Source organism: Stakelama marina (assembly GCF_018122655.1).
Lineage (GTDB): Bacteria > Pseudomonadota > Alphaproteobacteria > Sphingomonadales > Sphingomonadaceae > Sphingomonas > Sphingomonas marina.
On sequence record NZ_JAGRQC010000001.1, the window covers coordinates 220,876 to 235,416 of the forward strand.

Here is a 14,541-nt window from a genome sequence, read left to right on the forward strand (position 1 = left end):
GGATGGCCGGGCGGCGGTTTCTTTTATCGGCAGGTCTGACGCCGGAGGGCGATCAGTCCTCCTTGTTCAGATAGTCGCCGGCGGCTTCGTCGGAACCGTCACCCGACGTCTCCACCTTTTCCAGCGCATCCGACGTCACCATCGCGTCCACCGGATCCTGCGCCAGTTCGGCCTCATGCTCTTCCTGGGCGCTTTCGGCGGCGATCAGCGCTTCCTGCAGCTTGCGCTGCTGGGCGCGGAGCGCGGCGTCACGCGACGAGGCGGCGATGCGCATGCGGTTCATGCCCGCACCCGTACCCGCCGGGATCAGGCGACCAACGATCACATTCTCCTTCAGGCCAACGAGCGTGTCCTGCTTGCCCTCGACCGAAGCCTGGGTGAGCACGCGGGTGGTCTCCTGGAACGACGCCGCCGAAATGAAGCTGCGCGTCTGGAGGCTGGCCTTGGTGATGCCGAGCAGGACGGGCTTGCCCTGTGCCGGCTGCTGCTTCTTTTCGAGCTTGGCGTTGATCGCGTCCATTTCCTCGCGATCGACCTGTTCACCGGCGAGCAGCGTGGTGTCGCCGCCATCGGTGATCTCGACCTTCTGCAGCATCTGGCGAACGATCACCTCGATGTGCTTGTCGTTGATCTTAACGCCCTGCAACCGGTAGACTTCCTGGATTTCGCTGACCAGATATTCGGCCAGCGCCTCGATGCCGAGGACTTCCAGAATGTCGTGCGGATCGGGCGAACCGCCGATCAGGTTGTCGCCACGCTTGATATAGTCGCCTTCCTGGACGTCGATCACCTTCGACTTCGGCACCAGATATTCGACCAGATCGCCGTCCTCGGGCTGAATGCCGATCTTGCGCTTGGCCTTGTAGTCCTTGCCGAACACGACACGGCCGGAGACCTTTGCGATGATCGCATTTTCCTTCGGCTTGCGCGCTTCGAACAGTTCGGCGACGCGCGGCAGACCGCCGGTGATGTCGCGGGTCTTCGCGGATTCGCGAGCGACACGCGCGACAACGTCGCCGGCCTTCACCTCGGCACCGTCATCGACGGAGATCACCGCGCCCGGCTGCAGCATGTAGCGGGCGGTTTCGCCCGAATCGCCATCCAGCAGCGTGATGCGCGGCCGCAGGTCTTCCTTGGACCGCGACGGGGCGCGGTATTCGGTGACGACGCGCTGGGTGATCCCCGTCGCTTCGTCGACCTGCTCGGTCAGCGTCTTGTTCTCGATGAGGTCCTGATACTTCACCGTACCGCCGGTTTCGGTGATCACCGGCGCGGTGAACGGATCCCATTCGGCCATCCGGTCGCCCTGCGTGACGATGTGGCCATCGTCGAACATCACATAGGCGCCATAGGGGATGCGGTGGACCGCACGCTCGCGACCCTCGTCGTCGAGGATCGCCAGCTCGCCCGAGCGGCTGAGCACCACCTTGCGGCCACGCTTGTCCTCGATGATCCGCATCTCGCGATACTCGATCTTGCCGTCGACCGGCGCTTCGAGGTTCGACTGCTCGTTGAGCTGCGCCGCACCGCCGATGTGGAAGGTCCGCATCGTCAGCTGCGTGCCCGGCTCACCGATCGACTGCGCTGCGATGACGCCGACCGCTTCGCCGATATTGACCGGTGTACCGCGGGCGAGATCACGACCATAGCACTTGCCGCATACGCCGATCTTCGATTCGCACACCAGCGGCGAGCGGATCTTGACCGACTGGACGCCGATCTCGTCGATCTTGGCGACCATCGGCTCGTCGAGCAGCGTGCCTTCGGCAATGACGACTTCGCCCGATTTCGAATCGACGATGTCCTCCGCGGTGGTGCGGCCGAGGATACGCTCGGCAAGCGACGCGATGGTGCTGCCGCCCTGAACGATCGCCTTCATCTCCAGCGAACGGTCGGTGCCGCAATCCTTCTCGACGATCACGCAGTCCTGGCTGACGTCGACGAGACGACGGGTCAGGTAACCCGAGTTCGCCGTCTTGAGCGCGGTGTCGGCAAGACCCTTACGTGCGCCGTGGGTCGAGTTGAAGTATTCAAGGACGGTCAGGCCTTCCTTGAAGTTCGAGATGATCGGCGTCTCGATGATCTCGCCCGACGGCTTGGCCATCAGGCCGCGCATACCCGCAAGCTGCTTGATCTGCGCCTGCGAACCACGCGCACCCGAGTGCGCCATCATGTAGATCGAGTTGATCGGCTTCTCGCGGCCCTTCATCGGGCCGTCCTCGTACTTCTTGACCGCCTTGATCTCGTCCATCATGGCGTTCGCGACCTGATCGCCGCAGCGGCTCCAGGCGTCGATCACCTTGTTGTACTTTTCCTGCTGCGTGATCAGACCGTCCTGATACTGCTGCTCGTAATCCTTCACCTGCTCACGCGTTTCGTCGACCAGCTTCTCCTTCGCGCCGGGGATGATCATGTCATCCATGCCGAACGAGATGCCTGCCTGGAACGCGTGGCGGAAGCCGAGCGACATGATGCCGTCGGCGAACAGCACGGTCTCTTTCTGGCCGGTGTGGCGATAGACCTCGTCGATCACGTCGCCGACATCCTTCTTGGTGAGGAGGCGGTTGATGATCTCGTAGGGGACCTTGTGCGTCTTGGGCAGCTTTTCGCCGAGAAGCATACGGCCCGGCGTGGTCTCGTAACGCTTCATGTACGTGTTGCCGTCCTCGTCGGTCTGCGGCACGCGTGCCGTGATCTTCGAGTGCAGCGTCACCGCGCCGGAATCGAGCGCCTGATGGACTTCCTGGATGTCGGAAAGGACCATGCCCTCGCCGGGCTCACCTTCCTTCTCCATGGTGATGTAATACAGACCCAGCACCATGTCCTGCGACGGCACGATGATCGGCTTGCCGTTGGCGGGCGACAGGATGTTGTTGGTGCTCATCATCAACACGCGCGCTTCCAGCTGCGCCTCGAGGCTCAGCGGAACGTGAACGGCCATCTGGTCACCATCGAAGTCGGCGTTGAACGCCGAGCAGACGAGCGGGTGCAGCTGGATCGCCTTGCCCTCGATCAGCACCGGCTCGAATGCCTGGATGCCCAGACGGTGGAGCGTCGGCGCGCGGTTGAGAAGAACGGGGTGCTCGCGAATGACTTCGTCGAGGATGTCCCAGACTTCCTTGCGCTCCTTCTCGACCCACTTTTTCGCCTGCTTGAGGGTCATCGACAGACCCTTGGCGTCGAGACGGGCGTAGATGAACGGCTTGAACAGTTCGAGCGCCATCTTCTTCGGCAGGCCGCACTGGTGCAGCTTGAGCTCCGGACCCGTCACGATGACCGAACGGCCCGAATAGTCGACGCGCTTACCGAGCAGGTTCTGACGGAAGCGGCCCTGCTTGCCCTTCAGCATGTCGGACAGCGACTTCAGCGGACGCTTGTTGGCGCCCGTGATCGTGCGGCCGCGGCGGCCGTTGTCGAACAGCGCGTCGACCGATTCCTGAAGCATGCGCTTTTCGTTGCGCACGATGATGTCGGGCGCGCGCAGCTCCATCAGCCGCTTCAGGCGGTTGTTGCGGTTGATGACGCGGCGATACAGGTCGTTGAGATCCGACGTCGCGAAACGACCGCCGTCGAGCGGCACGAGCGGGCGCAGTTCGGGCGGAATGACCGGAACGACGTCGAGAATCATCCATTCGGGGCGGTTGCCCGATTCGATGAAGCTTTCGACGACCTTCAGCCGCTTGATGATCTTCTTGGGCTTCAGCTCGGACTTGGTCTCGGCCAGTTCCTTCAGAAGGTCGTCACGCTCGCCCTCGAGGTCGAGGTCCATGAGCATGTTCTTGACCGCCTCGGCGCCGATGCCGGCGGAGAAGGCGTCCTCGCCATATTCGTCCTGCGCCTCGAGCAGTTCGTCCTCGGTGAGCAGCTGGAACTTTTCGAGCGGGGTCAGGCCGGGCTCTGTGACGATGTAGCTCTCGAAATAGAGCACGCGCTCGAGCTGCTTGAGCTGCATGTCGAGCAGCAGGCCGATGCGCGACGGCAGCGACTTCAGGAACCAGATGTGCGCGACGGGGGCTGCAAGTTCGATATGGCCCATCCGCTCACGGCGGACCTTCGACACGGTAACCTCGACACCGCACTTTTCGCAGACGATGCCCTTGTACTTCATGCGCTTGTACTTGCCGCACAGGCATTCGTAATCCTTGATCGGACCGAAGATACGCGCGCAGAACAGACCGTCACGCTCGGGCTTGAACGTGCGATAGTTGATCGTCTCGGGCTTCTTGATCTCGCCGAACGACCAGGAACGGATGCGCTCGGGCGACGCGATGCCGATCTGGATCTGGTCGAAGGTCTCCGGCTTCTGGACCGGGTTCGCGAAATTGGTCAGTTCGTTCATTTCTTGGCTCCAATTCCCCTCCCGTTTCGGGAGGGGCTAGGGGAGGGATATTCTGGCGACGGTCGGGAGGCTGTTTACTCCGCGGCGATGGCCGGGGGCTCGTCGCCGTCCTGATCCTCGACATTGGTCAGTTCGACGTTGAGGCCCAGCGAGCGCATTTCCTTGACGAGCACGTTGAAGCTCTCCGGAATGCCCGCCTCGAACGTGTCGTCGCCCTTGACGATCGCTTCGTAGACCTTGGTGCGGCCGACCACGTCGTCGGACTTCACCGTCAGCATCTCCTGCAGCGTATAGGCGGCGCCGTAGGCCTGAAGCGCCCAGACCTCCATCTCACCGAAGCGCTGACCGCCGAACTGCGCCTTACCGCCCAGCGGCTGCTGGGTGACGAGGCTGTACGGTCCGATCGAACGCGCGTGGATCTTGTCGTCGACCAGGTGGTGCAGCTTCAGCATGTAGATGTAGCCGACGGTCACCTTGCGATCGAAGGCGTTGCCGGTGCGACCGTCATACAGCGTCACCTGACCCGATCGGTCGAGACCGGCGAGTTCGAGCATGTCGGCCACGTCGCTTTCACGCGCACCGTCGAACACCGGCGTCGCCATCGGCACGCCAGAGCGCAGGTTGCCCGCCAGTTCGACGATCTGACCGCCGTCGCGGGCGTCGATCTCTGCCGTGTAGCGGTCACCGTAGATCGTCTTGAGACGATCCTTGACCGCGTCGGGCATGGCATCGGCCGTCGCATCGGGGTTCTTCTCACGCCATTCCTCGAGCGCATCGGCAACCTGACGGCCAAGGCCGCGCGCGGCCATGCCGAGATGCGTTTCGAAGATCTGCCCGACGTTCATGCGGCTGGGCACGCCCAGCGGGTTGAGCACGAGGTCGACCGGCGTGCCGTCCTCGAGGAATGGCATGTCTTCCTGCGGCAGGATGCGCGAGATGACGCCCTTGTTGCCGTGGCGGCCGGCCATCTTGTCGCCCGGCTGCAGCTTGCGCTTCACCGCGACGAAGACCTTGACCATCTTGAGCACGCCCGGCGGCAGCTCGTCGCCGCGTTCCAGCTTCTCACGACGATCGTGGAACTTGTCGGTGATCTTCTTGGCGGCCTCGTCATACTGGGCCTTCACCGCCTCGAGATTCGACTGCATGGCGTCGTCCGCAACCGCGAACTTCCACCAATCATGGTTGTCGACGCTTTCGAGCAGTTCCTCGGTGATCTCCGAACCCTTCTTCACGCCCTTCGGCGCCGCCGTGGCCGTCTGGCCGAGCAGCATTTCCTTGAGACGCGACCAGGTCGCACGGTTGAGGATCGCGCGTTCGTCGTCCGAGTCCTTCTTCAGGCGCTCGATTTCCTCACGCTCGATCGCCAGCGCGCGCTCGTCCTTGTCGATGCCGTGGCGGTTGAAGACGCGAACGTCGACAACGGTGCCGGCAACGCCCGGCGGCAGGCGCAGCGACGTGTCGCGCACGTCGGACGCCTTTTCACCGAAAATGGCGCGGAGCAGCTTTTCCTCCGGCGTCATCGGGCTTTCGCCCTTCGGTGTGATCTTGCCGCACAGGATGTCGCCCGGCTCGACCTCGGCACCGATATAGACGATGCCCGCCTCGTCGAGGTTGCGCAGCGCCTCCTCGCCGACATTCGGGATATCGCGGGTGATGTCTTCCGGTCCGAGCTTGGTGTCGCGGGCCATCACCTCGAACTCGTCGATATGGATCGACGTGAACACGTCGTCCTTCACGATCCGTTCGGAGATGAGGATCGAGTCCTCGTAGTTGTAGCCGTTCCAGGGCATGAACGCGACGAGCGCGTTGCGGCCCAGCGCCAGCTCGCCGAACTCGGTCGACGGGCCGTCGGCGATGGTGTCGCCCACGTTCACGACGTCACCCACCTTCACCAGCGGACGCTGGTTGATGCAGGTCGACTGGTTCGAACGCTGAAACTTCTGCAGCGTGTAGATATCGACGCCGCTCTCGGTCGCATCGACCTCACCCGTGGCGCGGATGACGATACGCGTCGCATCGACCTGGTCGACGATGCCGGCGCGCTTGGCAGCGATCGCGGCACCCGAATCGCGGGCAACGGTCTCTTCCATGCCGGTGCCGACGAACGGCGCCTCGGCACGAACCAGCGGCACCGCCTGGCGCTGCATGTTCGATCCCATCAGCGCGCGGTTGGCGTCATCGTTTTCCAGGAACGGAATGAGCGACGCGGCGACCGATACGAGCTGCTTGGGGCTGACGTCCATCAGCGTGATCTGGTCACGCATCGCCATCAGGAATTCGCCAGCCTCACGCGAGGACACGATTTCCTCGACGAAATGCCCTTCCTCGTCGAGTTCCGCGTTCGCCTGCGCGATGGTGTGCTTCTGCTCTTCCATCGCCGAGAGGTAGACGACTTCCTTCGTCACCTTGCCGTCGACGACCTTGCGGTACGGCGTCTCGATAAAGCCGTATTTGTTGACGCGGCTGAACGAGGCGAGGCTGTTGATCAGACCGATGTTCGGGCCTTCGGGCGTTTCGATCGGGCAGATACGGCCATAGTGGGTCGGATGAACGTCGCGGACTTCGAAGCCCGCGCGCTCACGCGTCAGACCGCCCGGCCCAAGCGCCGAAACGCGGCGCTTGTGCGTGACTTCCGACAGCGGGTTGGTCTGATCCATGAACTGCGAAAGCTGCGACGAGCCGAAGAACTCGCGCACCGCGGCGACCGCGGGCTTCGCGTTGATCAGGTCGTTCGGCATGACGGTCGAGACATCGACCGACGACATGCGCTCCTTGACCGCACGCTCCATGCGCAGCAGGCCGACACGGTACTGGTTCTCGAGCAGTTCGCCGACCGAACGCACGCGGCGGTTGCCGAGATTGTCGATATCGTCGACTTCGCCCTTGCCGTCCTTCAGGTCGACCAGCGTCTTGACGACAGCGAGGATATCCTCGGTGCGCAGCGTGGTGACCGTGTCCTCGGCATCGAGGTCGAGGCGCATGTTGAGCTTCACACGACCAACGGCCGACAGGTCATAGCGCTCGGGATCGAAGAACAGCCCACCGAACAGCGCTTCGGCGGTTTCGAGCGTCGGCGGCTCGCCGGGGCGCATCACGCGATAGATGTCCGAAAGCGCCTGATCGCGGTCTTCGGCCTTGTCGGCCTTCAGCGTGTTGCGGATCCAGGGGCCGGTGCTGACATGATCGATATCGAGCAGCTCGATCCGGTCGATGCCCGCCTTGTCGAGCTTTTCGAGATTCTCTGCCGAAACCTCGTCGCCCGCCTCGATATAGATCTCGCCGGTCTTTTCGTTGATGAGGTCATAGGCCGAATAGCGACCGAAAATCTCGTCGGTCGGGATCAGCAGCGTTTCGAGGCCGTCCTTGCCCGCCTTGTTCGCGGCGCGCGGGGAAATCTTTTGCCCGGCGGGGAACACGACCTCGCCCGACGACGCATCGACGATGTCGAACGCCGGCTTCTGGCCACGCCAATTTTCCGGCGCGAACGGAATCTGCCAGCCGCCTTCGCCGCGCACCCAGGTGATGCGATTGTAGAAGTGGTTGAGGATCTCTTCCGAGTTCAGGCCAAGCGCATAGAGCAGCGTCGTGACCGGCAGCTTGCGCTTGCGGTCGATACGAACGTTGACGATGTCCTTCGCGTCGAATTCGAAATCGAGCCACGAACCGCGATAGGGGATGACGCGCGCGGCGAACAGGAACTTGCCGCTGGCGTGCGTCTTGCCGCGGTCGTGGTCGAACAGCACACCCGGCGACCGGTGCATCTGCGAGACGATGACGCGCTCGGTGCCGTTGATGAAGAAGGTGCCGTTCTCGGTCATGAGCGGCATGTCGCCCATGTAAACGTCCTGCTCCTTGATATCGAGAACCGACTTGGCCTCGGTATCGGGATCGACCTCGAAGACGATCAGGCGCAGCGTGACGCGCATCGGCGCGGCGTAGGTGATCCCGCGCTGGCGGCATTCCTCGACGTCGAACTTCGGCGGCTCGAGTTCGTAGGTCACGAAGTCGAGTTCGGCGGTGCCGGCGAAATCGCGGATCGGGAAAACGCTGCGCAGCGTCTTTTCCAGGCCCGAGACATAGTCGATCGACGGGTCCGACCGCAGAAACTGTTCGTAGGATTCGCGCTGAACCTCGATCAGGTTCGGCATCTGCACGACTTCGTGGATGTCGCCGAAAACCTTGCGGATGCGGCGCTTTGCCGTGCCGCCCTCGATTGCCTTGGTAGCCATGGGTGCTGTTCGCCTCGCTTGCGTCGAATAGAATTTCGTCCCGGTCGCCACCGGGCGGGCACGCCACAAAACGCGAAAAAGCCGCACGTCTTCCTGCCGGAAAACTTGCAGCTTTCAGCGTCTTATGATCCCTGACGGTCCATCCGTCCGGCACGCTGCGCGAAGACGTGCCATTTCTCGACCGCTCAGGTTTGTTGGATATAGGCGCAGGGGCGGGACCTGTCAAACCCGCGCGAGGCCGATTTCGCTTGCTGAACGCCGGATAAACGGTCGCTGAACGTCGGATAAACGACGCGATTTGGTCGATGCTATGGCTCGCCTCGTCCTGATTTTCAGGCTGTTTCGGAACCGGATCGAGCGGATCGCTTTGTGTGGCGGCTATGACACAGGCACATAAAAGCTCGTATCTGGCCGGCGCGGCTATCGCTGCTGCGCTCGCCAGCGTCGCAACCCCCGCAATGGCGCAGGACATGGCGGCAACGCCGCAATCGACGCCCGACGCGGTGACGCCCGGAACCGTCGCTCCGCCCGACCTGTCGGGCTTGGCGGCACCGGATATGGCGTCCGACCGTCCGTCGCAGTCTTCGGCGCCGGTAGCCGACCCGCCTGCGGTGCTCGCCACCGAAAGCACGGCTCCAGCCAGCGAAACACCCGCCGCCCTTGCGTCCGAGGTTCCCAACGAAGCGCCGGTGACCGAGGAGCAGGCGACTGCACCGGCGAAACCGGTCACGGAGCGAACCGCCTCGTCCAAGGCGACTGCCGCTCCGCAACCAAAGGCGAGGACAGCGACGGCAAGTGAGGACAATCCGCCTGCCGACGCCGCGCCGATTTCGCAGCAGGACGCGACCTCCGGCCCTCCCGTGCAACAAACGGTCTCGACACCGGCAGCCGCCCGGCCGGAAGGTTCGAGCGCGCAGCAGTCGTTGCGACCCGACAATAATGCGCTGCTCTGGATCGGCCTCGCAGGTGCGGCGGTGGTGATCGCCGGTCTCGCCGCGGCAATGGTAATGCGTCGCAAGCGTACCGCCCCGATTGTCGAGCCGCAGCGCAACCGCGCTTATGAGGCCCCGGCTACCGATGTCGCTTCCAAGGAGGCCGTCGAGCCGAGCTTTGTTCGCCCGCAACCGGTGGTCGCGCCGGCGGCTGCCGTCGGCGCGCAGGACGGGCTGGGGCGTCACGAACGCGCCGCTCTTGCCGGCCCTACGCCCGACAATCCGTTCCTGACGCTGAAAAAGCGCCTCGCCCGCGCGCGTTTCTACGATCGCAGGGAGCGGCTTGCTGCCGAAGCTGCCGGTCGGCCCGCCGAAATGCCCTGGGCGGCTAGCGAACGCGCTGCCGAAACCGCGCCGCAACGCGCCACGCCGCGACCGAACGCGCGTCCGGCCACCAATCCGCTCAATTGGACGAAGGGCGGTTTGCGCCCAGCGTTCGACAGCTGAGGAGCAAAGATACGAGAAGGATGGCCGGGTGTTCCGCCCGGCCATTTTTCGCGCGCAAATGGCGGCCTGTCGATCCGAGATTGATCTCTGCTGCGGGAGGGGTATTCCGCTAACCCGATGTATCGCAGCCCAAGGCCATTTGTGGAACGCCGTCTCCCCGTCCACCCGTTCAGCTACCGTATCGGTCGTGTCGTCTATGCGCGCCAAATGGGGAAGATCGTTCGAAACAGCCTGATGGCCACAAGCGCCGTTGCGGCGATAATGCCGTTGCCCGCAGCCGCGCAGGAAGAGCCGCGCAACCTGCAATCGATCGCGCCGGTGACGAATTTGCAGACGCCTACGCCCACACCCTCACGGTCGCCGACGATCATATCGCCGCCGATCAAATTCTATTCGGTGCCAACGCCCAGCGCGACACCCGGCCCGAACGACCGCCAGTCGGCACCCGCCGCCACGCCGCAGCCGTCGCCGACCCCAACCCCAACCCCAACGGTTCCTGAACCCACGCCCGCGCCCCGGGCGACTGCCGCGCCGCCGCCGCGCCGGACTGCGCCGGCCCGCGCGCAACGACCGCCGGCCGCGCCGCCTGAAGCTCGTCCGGCCCCGATCGCATCGCCGACCCCGTCGCCAAGCCCGAGTGCGACGCCGCAGCCTGAAGAGCCGCCGGTCGCGGTGACCGACATTACCAACGACGCGGCGCCCGCGCCCGCGCCGGTGCGGAAGGGGCTTCCTGCGTGGATATGGTTTGCCCTGGCCGGTGGTATCGCCGTGCTTGGCCTTGCCGCGCTTGCGTTTCTGAGAAACAGGCGGGGATGGCGCAAGGTGCTGCGCTCCGTTACGCCGGACGAGCTCGATGACGGTGGGCAAGAGGCATCGTCGGTTTCGGAGGCTGAACCGGAAGCCGATGCCGAACCCGCCTATATTCCTGCGGCGCCATCGGCAGAGCCGTTGCGCGTGACGATCCAGCCGATCCGTGCGGGAACCGCGCAGGGCGAGGGCGTGGTCGAATTCGTCATCAGCGTCGACAATCCCGGCGGTGTCGATGCCGATGACGTCGTGGTTGCGGCCTGGCTGCGCAGCGCGCATCAGCAGCAGGATGCCGAGGTAGCGCAATTGCTCGCCGCCCCGCCGAGCCCCTACCTCCCCAAATCGAGGATTGCCGCCGGGGGCAGCAAGCGGATCCAGTCGCGCCTTACGTTGCCGAGAAACCGGATGCGGGTGATGCAGGCGGGGGGAAGACCCTATTTCATCCCCATGATTATCGTCGATGTACGTTACAAGAGCGGTAGCGCTCGCCGCGCGGCTGCCGTCGTCATGGTCGGGCGTCAACAAGCGTCGAGCGACAAGCTGGGCCCGATATTCCTCGATCAGCCCACGCGCATGCATGACCGGGTCGAAGCGAGACCGCACCGGGTTGCGATACCGGCCTGACCCTCCGCGAGGGGGGAGTCCGTTTCCGAACAAACGCAGCTTGTCCTTTGCAACCGTGCTGATAGGCTAACACAGCTAAAACAGCACCCAGGGAGGGACAAATGCGTATCAAACGGCTCGCCGCCGCGCTTGCGCTGTCGGCGTCAATATTGCCGCTGGCAGCGTCGGCGGAACCCGCGGCACCGCCGCTCGCCGAGCAAAAGCTCGCCATCGACACCCAGTATTTCACGCTTCCCAACGGCCTTCGCGTCGTCCTCGCCAAGGACGATATCGCGCCCACGGTTACGGTCGCGGTCTATTACGGCATCGGGTTTCGCATCGAACCGCGCGACCGCACCGGCTTTGCGCATCTGTTCGAACATCTGATGTTCCAGGGATCCGAACACGCGCCGAAGGGAACGCTGATCGGCACGATCAGCAACAATGGCGGCGTGCTCAACGGATCGACCCGGTTCGATTACACCAATTATTTCGAAGTCGTTCCGTCGAACGTGCTCGACCGCGTGCTCTGGTTAGAGGCGGACCGGATGGCGAACCCGGTCATCAACGAAACCGTGCTCAAGAACCAGCAGGGCGTGGTCGGCAACGAGGTGAAGGTCAACGTCCTCAACCAGCCTTATGGTTCGTGGCCGTGGATCGATCTGCCGATGCTCGCCAATACCAACTGGTATAACAGCCATAATTTCTACGGCGACCTGAGCGAGATCGAGGCTGCGACGGTGTCGGATGCCAAGGAATTCTCGCACAAATTCTATGTGCCTTCGAATGCCGTGCTCGTGATCGCGGGCGATATCGACTATGCCGAGGCAAAGGCCAAGGTGCAGAAATACTTCGGGAATATCCCGAAGGGGCCTGACGTTTCCAAGCCCGACATCTCCGAGCCGCGCCAGACCAAGGAAAAGACCGGCAGCCGCGTCGACAAGCTGGCCCCCAAGCCCGGTTACTCGGCCGGGTATCACATGCCGAAGCGCGGAACGCCCGAATGGTACGCGATGGGCCTGATCGACCAGATGCTGGTGCAGGGCGACGACAGCCGCCTTTACCAGAAGCTGGTGCAGGATACCGGTATCGCGGGCAATGTATCGGGTGGCATCAACGCGTTTCTGGGCAATATGTACAATTATGACGGCCCGATGCTGTGGATGTTCAACTTTACGCATGACGCCGATGTCTCGGACGCGAAGATCACGGCAGCGGTGGATTCGGTCGTCAACGACCTGCGCACCAAGCCCGTCAGCCAGGCCGAGCTCGACCGTGCCAAGACCAAGATCCGGTCCAGCCTCTATGACACCGTCGGTGGCGGCGGTCGCGTCGGGCTGGTCGATCTGCTCGCGGTATATGCGCTTTTCGACAACGACCCATCGAAGGTCAACCAGATCGATCAGGGCTTTGCCGCGGTCACCCCCGCGCTGATCCAGAAGACGGCCGACGAGTATCTGCGGCCGACCAACCGATCCATCTTCACCATCGTGCCGGGCGGCGCCAAGCAGCCCGCAACTGCCGAGGGAGCAGGCAAATGAAGCGCGCGCTGATCGCAATCGCCGCGGCCCTGACCGCGACCGCAACGCTTCCCGCGACCGCGCAGGAGGTTCCCGCCAACCCGCCGCCCATCGGCACGCCGAAGCCGTTCTCGCTGCCGGCCAACGAGACCTATTCGCTGCCCAACGGGATGGAAGTCACCTTCGTGCCCTTCGGCAACACGCCGAAAGCGGTTGTCGCGCTGCGTGTATTCGCGGGCAATCTGAACGAGGCGGACGATACCTGGCTCGCCGACCTGACGGGCGACATGCTCAAGGAAGGGGCAGGGGGTATGTCCGCCGAGCAGATCGCCACGCGAGCGGCCGGCATGGGCGGCGATCTGAACGTGTCGGTATCGCCGCAACAGACCTATGTCGCGATGAACGTCCTGTCCGAAGACGCTGCCGATGCGGTGAAGCTGATTGGCGATGTCACGCTGCGGCCCGACTTTCCCGCCGACCAGTTCGACCGGGTGAAGGCGAACTGGCAGAGACGCCTCGCCCAGGCGCTGTCGCGCGCGCAATCGCTTGCCGATGCGGCGCTTGCTCGCGCCTATTATGGCAATCATCCCTATGGGCATACGTTCCCGACACAGGAACAACTCGCCGGCTACACGCTCGATCAGGCCAAGGCGTTCTACGACGCCAATTACGGAGCCGAACGGGCGCATATCTATGTCGGCGGGCAGTTCGACCGCGACGCTGTGAAGGCGGCGATCGCGAAGACATTCGGCGACTGGAAGGCTGGGCCGGACCGGCTCTCGCTGCCGGCCACGCCCAATCCGGGGCCGCAGGTGATTCTGGTCGATCGTCCGGGCGCGCCGCAATCGACGATCCGGCTGGCTTTTCCGGCGGCAAAGGCCGGGGCGCAGGGCGATATTCCGCTGCGCGTCGCCAATGCGCTGCTCGGCGGATCGTTCAGCTCGCGGATCACGAAGAATATTCGCGAAGACAAGGGCTATACCTATTCGCCGCGGTCCAGCATCACCCATCATCCCGGCGACGCGATGTGGGAGTTCGACGCCGATGTGACGACCGCATCGACAGGCCCCGCGCTGCACGAGGTATTCTCCGAAATCCGCAAGATGCAGGGTACGGCGCCGAGCGATCAGGAAGCGCAGGGTATGCGCAACTATCTGTCGGGATTGTTCGTGATCCAGAACTCGACCGCTTCGTCGGTGCTTTCTTCGCTTGCGAGCGTCGATACGCTCAACCTGCCCGAAAACTGGCTGGATAACTACGTCCCGTCGGTGCTGGCGGTGACGCCCCAGCAGATGAGCGATGCGATCAAGACGACGGTCCCGCTCGACAAGATGACGCTGGTCGTCGTCGGCGATCTGAAAACGGTCGAGCCGCAATTGAAGGCGCTGCCCGAACTGAAGGGGATGGACTTCAAGACGGTTACCATTCCCTGACCGAACGAAAGACCTGGCGAAAGGGCGGCCTCCGGGCCGCCCTTTTTTTACGCGATAGCCAAAAATATCGAATATCAATAAAAAGTATTGCCGTTTATCGATAAATCTCTAGCCTCTTTGCGAAAGGGAGATGCGACATGCGACGCGACAGACTGCTCGGGGCGGCGACGG

The 14,541-nt window shown here is 63.5% G+C and carries 7 protein-coding genes; 4 read left to right on the forward strand and 3 right to left on the reverse strand.

Annotated elements, in window-relative coordinates; all coding sequences use genetic code 11:
• Positions 1 to 52 precede the first annotated feature (52 nt).
• Both rpoC and rpoB read right to left on the reverse strand, forming a co-directional pair.
• Entirely contained in the window at positions 53 to 4,339 is a 4,287-nt protein-coding gene (rpoC, locus tag J7S20_RS01005) for a DNA-directed RNA polymerase subunit beta' (RefSeq protein WP_284052372.1), read from the reverse strand.
• A gap of 74 nt (positions 4,340 to 4,413) precedes the next feature.
• Positions 4,414 to 8,568 (reverse strand): DNA-directed RNA polymerase subunit beta, encoded by a 4,155-nt coding sequence (gene rpoB / locus J7S20_RS01010; protein ID WP_284052373.1) that lies wholly within the window; start codon positions 8,566 to 8,568, stop codon positions 4,414 to 4,416.
• Between the two features lie 380 nt (positions 8,569 to 8,948).
• Between rpoB and J7S20_RS01015 the strand changes: the two genes are divergently transcribed.
• Entirely contained in the window at positions 8,949 to 10,007 is a 1,059-nt protein-coding gene (locus tag J7S20_RS01015) for a hypothetical protein (RefSeq protein ID WP_284052374.1), read from the forward strand.
• A gap of 194 nt (positions 10,008 to 10,201) precedes the next feature.
• On the opposite strand, the gene J7S20_RS01020 is transcribed toward J7S20_RS01015, so the two are convergent.
• Positions 10,202 to 10,378 carry a hypothetical protein gene (locus tag J7S20_RS01020; protein ID WP_284052375.1) on the reverse strand — a complete coding sequence of 59 codons (177 nt, stop codon included), beginning with the start codon at positions 10,376 to 10,378 and terminating at the stop codon, positions 10,202 to 10,204.
• Between the two features lie 301 nt (positions 10,379 to 10,679).
• Here J7S20_RS01020 and J7S20_RS01025 point away from each other — a divergent pair, with 301 nt between their 5' ends.
• The 3 genes from J7S20_RS01025 (at position 10,680) to J7S20_RS01035 (ending at position 14,370) form a co-directional block, all read left to right on the forward strand.
• Positions 10,680 to 11,438, forward strand: a complete 759-nt coding sequence (locus J7S20_RS01025) for a hypothetical protein (RefSeq protein ID WP_284052376.1) — start codon at positions 10,680 to 10,682, stop codon at positions 11,436 to 11,438.
• A gap of 101 nt (positions 11,439 to 11,539) precedes the next feature.
• Positions 11,540 to 12,958 carry a M16 family metallopeptidase gene (locus J7S20_RS01030; RefSeq protein WP_284052377.1) on the forward strand — a complete coding sequence of 473 codons (1,419 nt, stop codon included), beginning with the start codon at positions 11,540 to 11,542 and terminating at the stop codon, positions 12,956 to 12,958.
• Positions 12,955 to 14,370, forward strand: coding sequence for a M16 family metallopeptidase (locus J7S20_RS01035; RefSeq protein WP_284052378.1), 1,416 nt, complete (start codon positions 12,955 to 12,957; stop codon positions 14,368 to 14,370). The genes J7S20_RS01030 and J7S20_RS01035 overlap by 4 nt, the downstream gene beginning before the upstream one ends.
• Positions 14,371 to 14,541 lie beyond the last annotated feature (171 nt).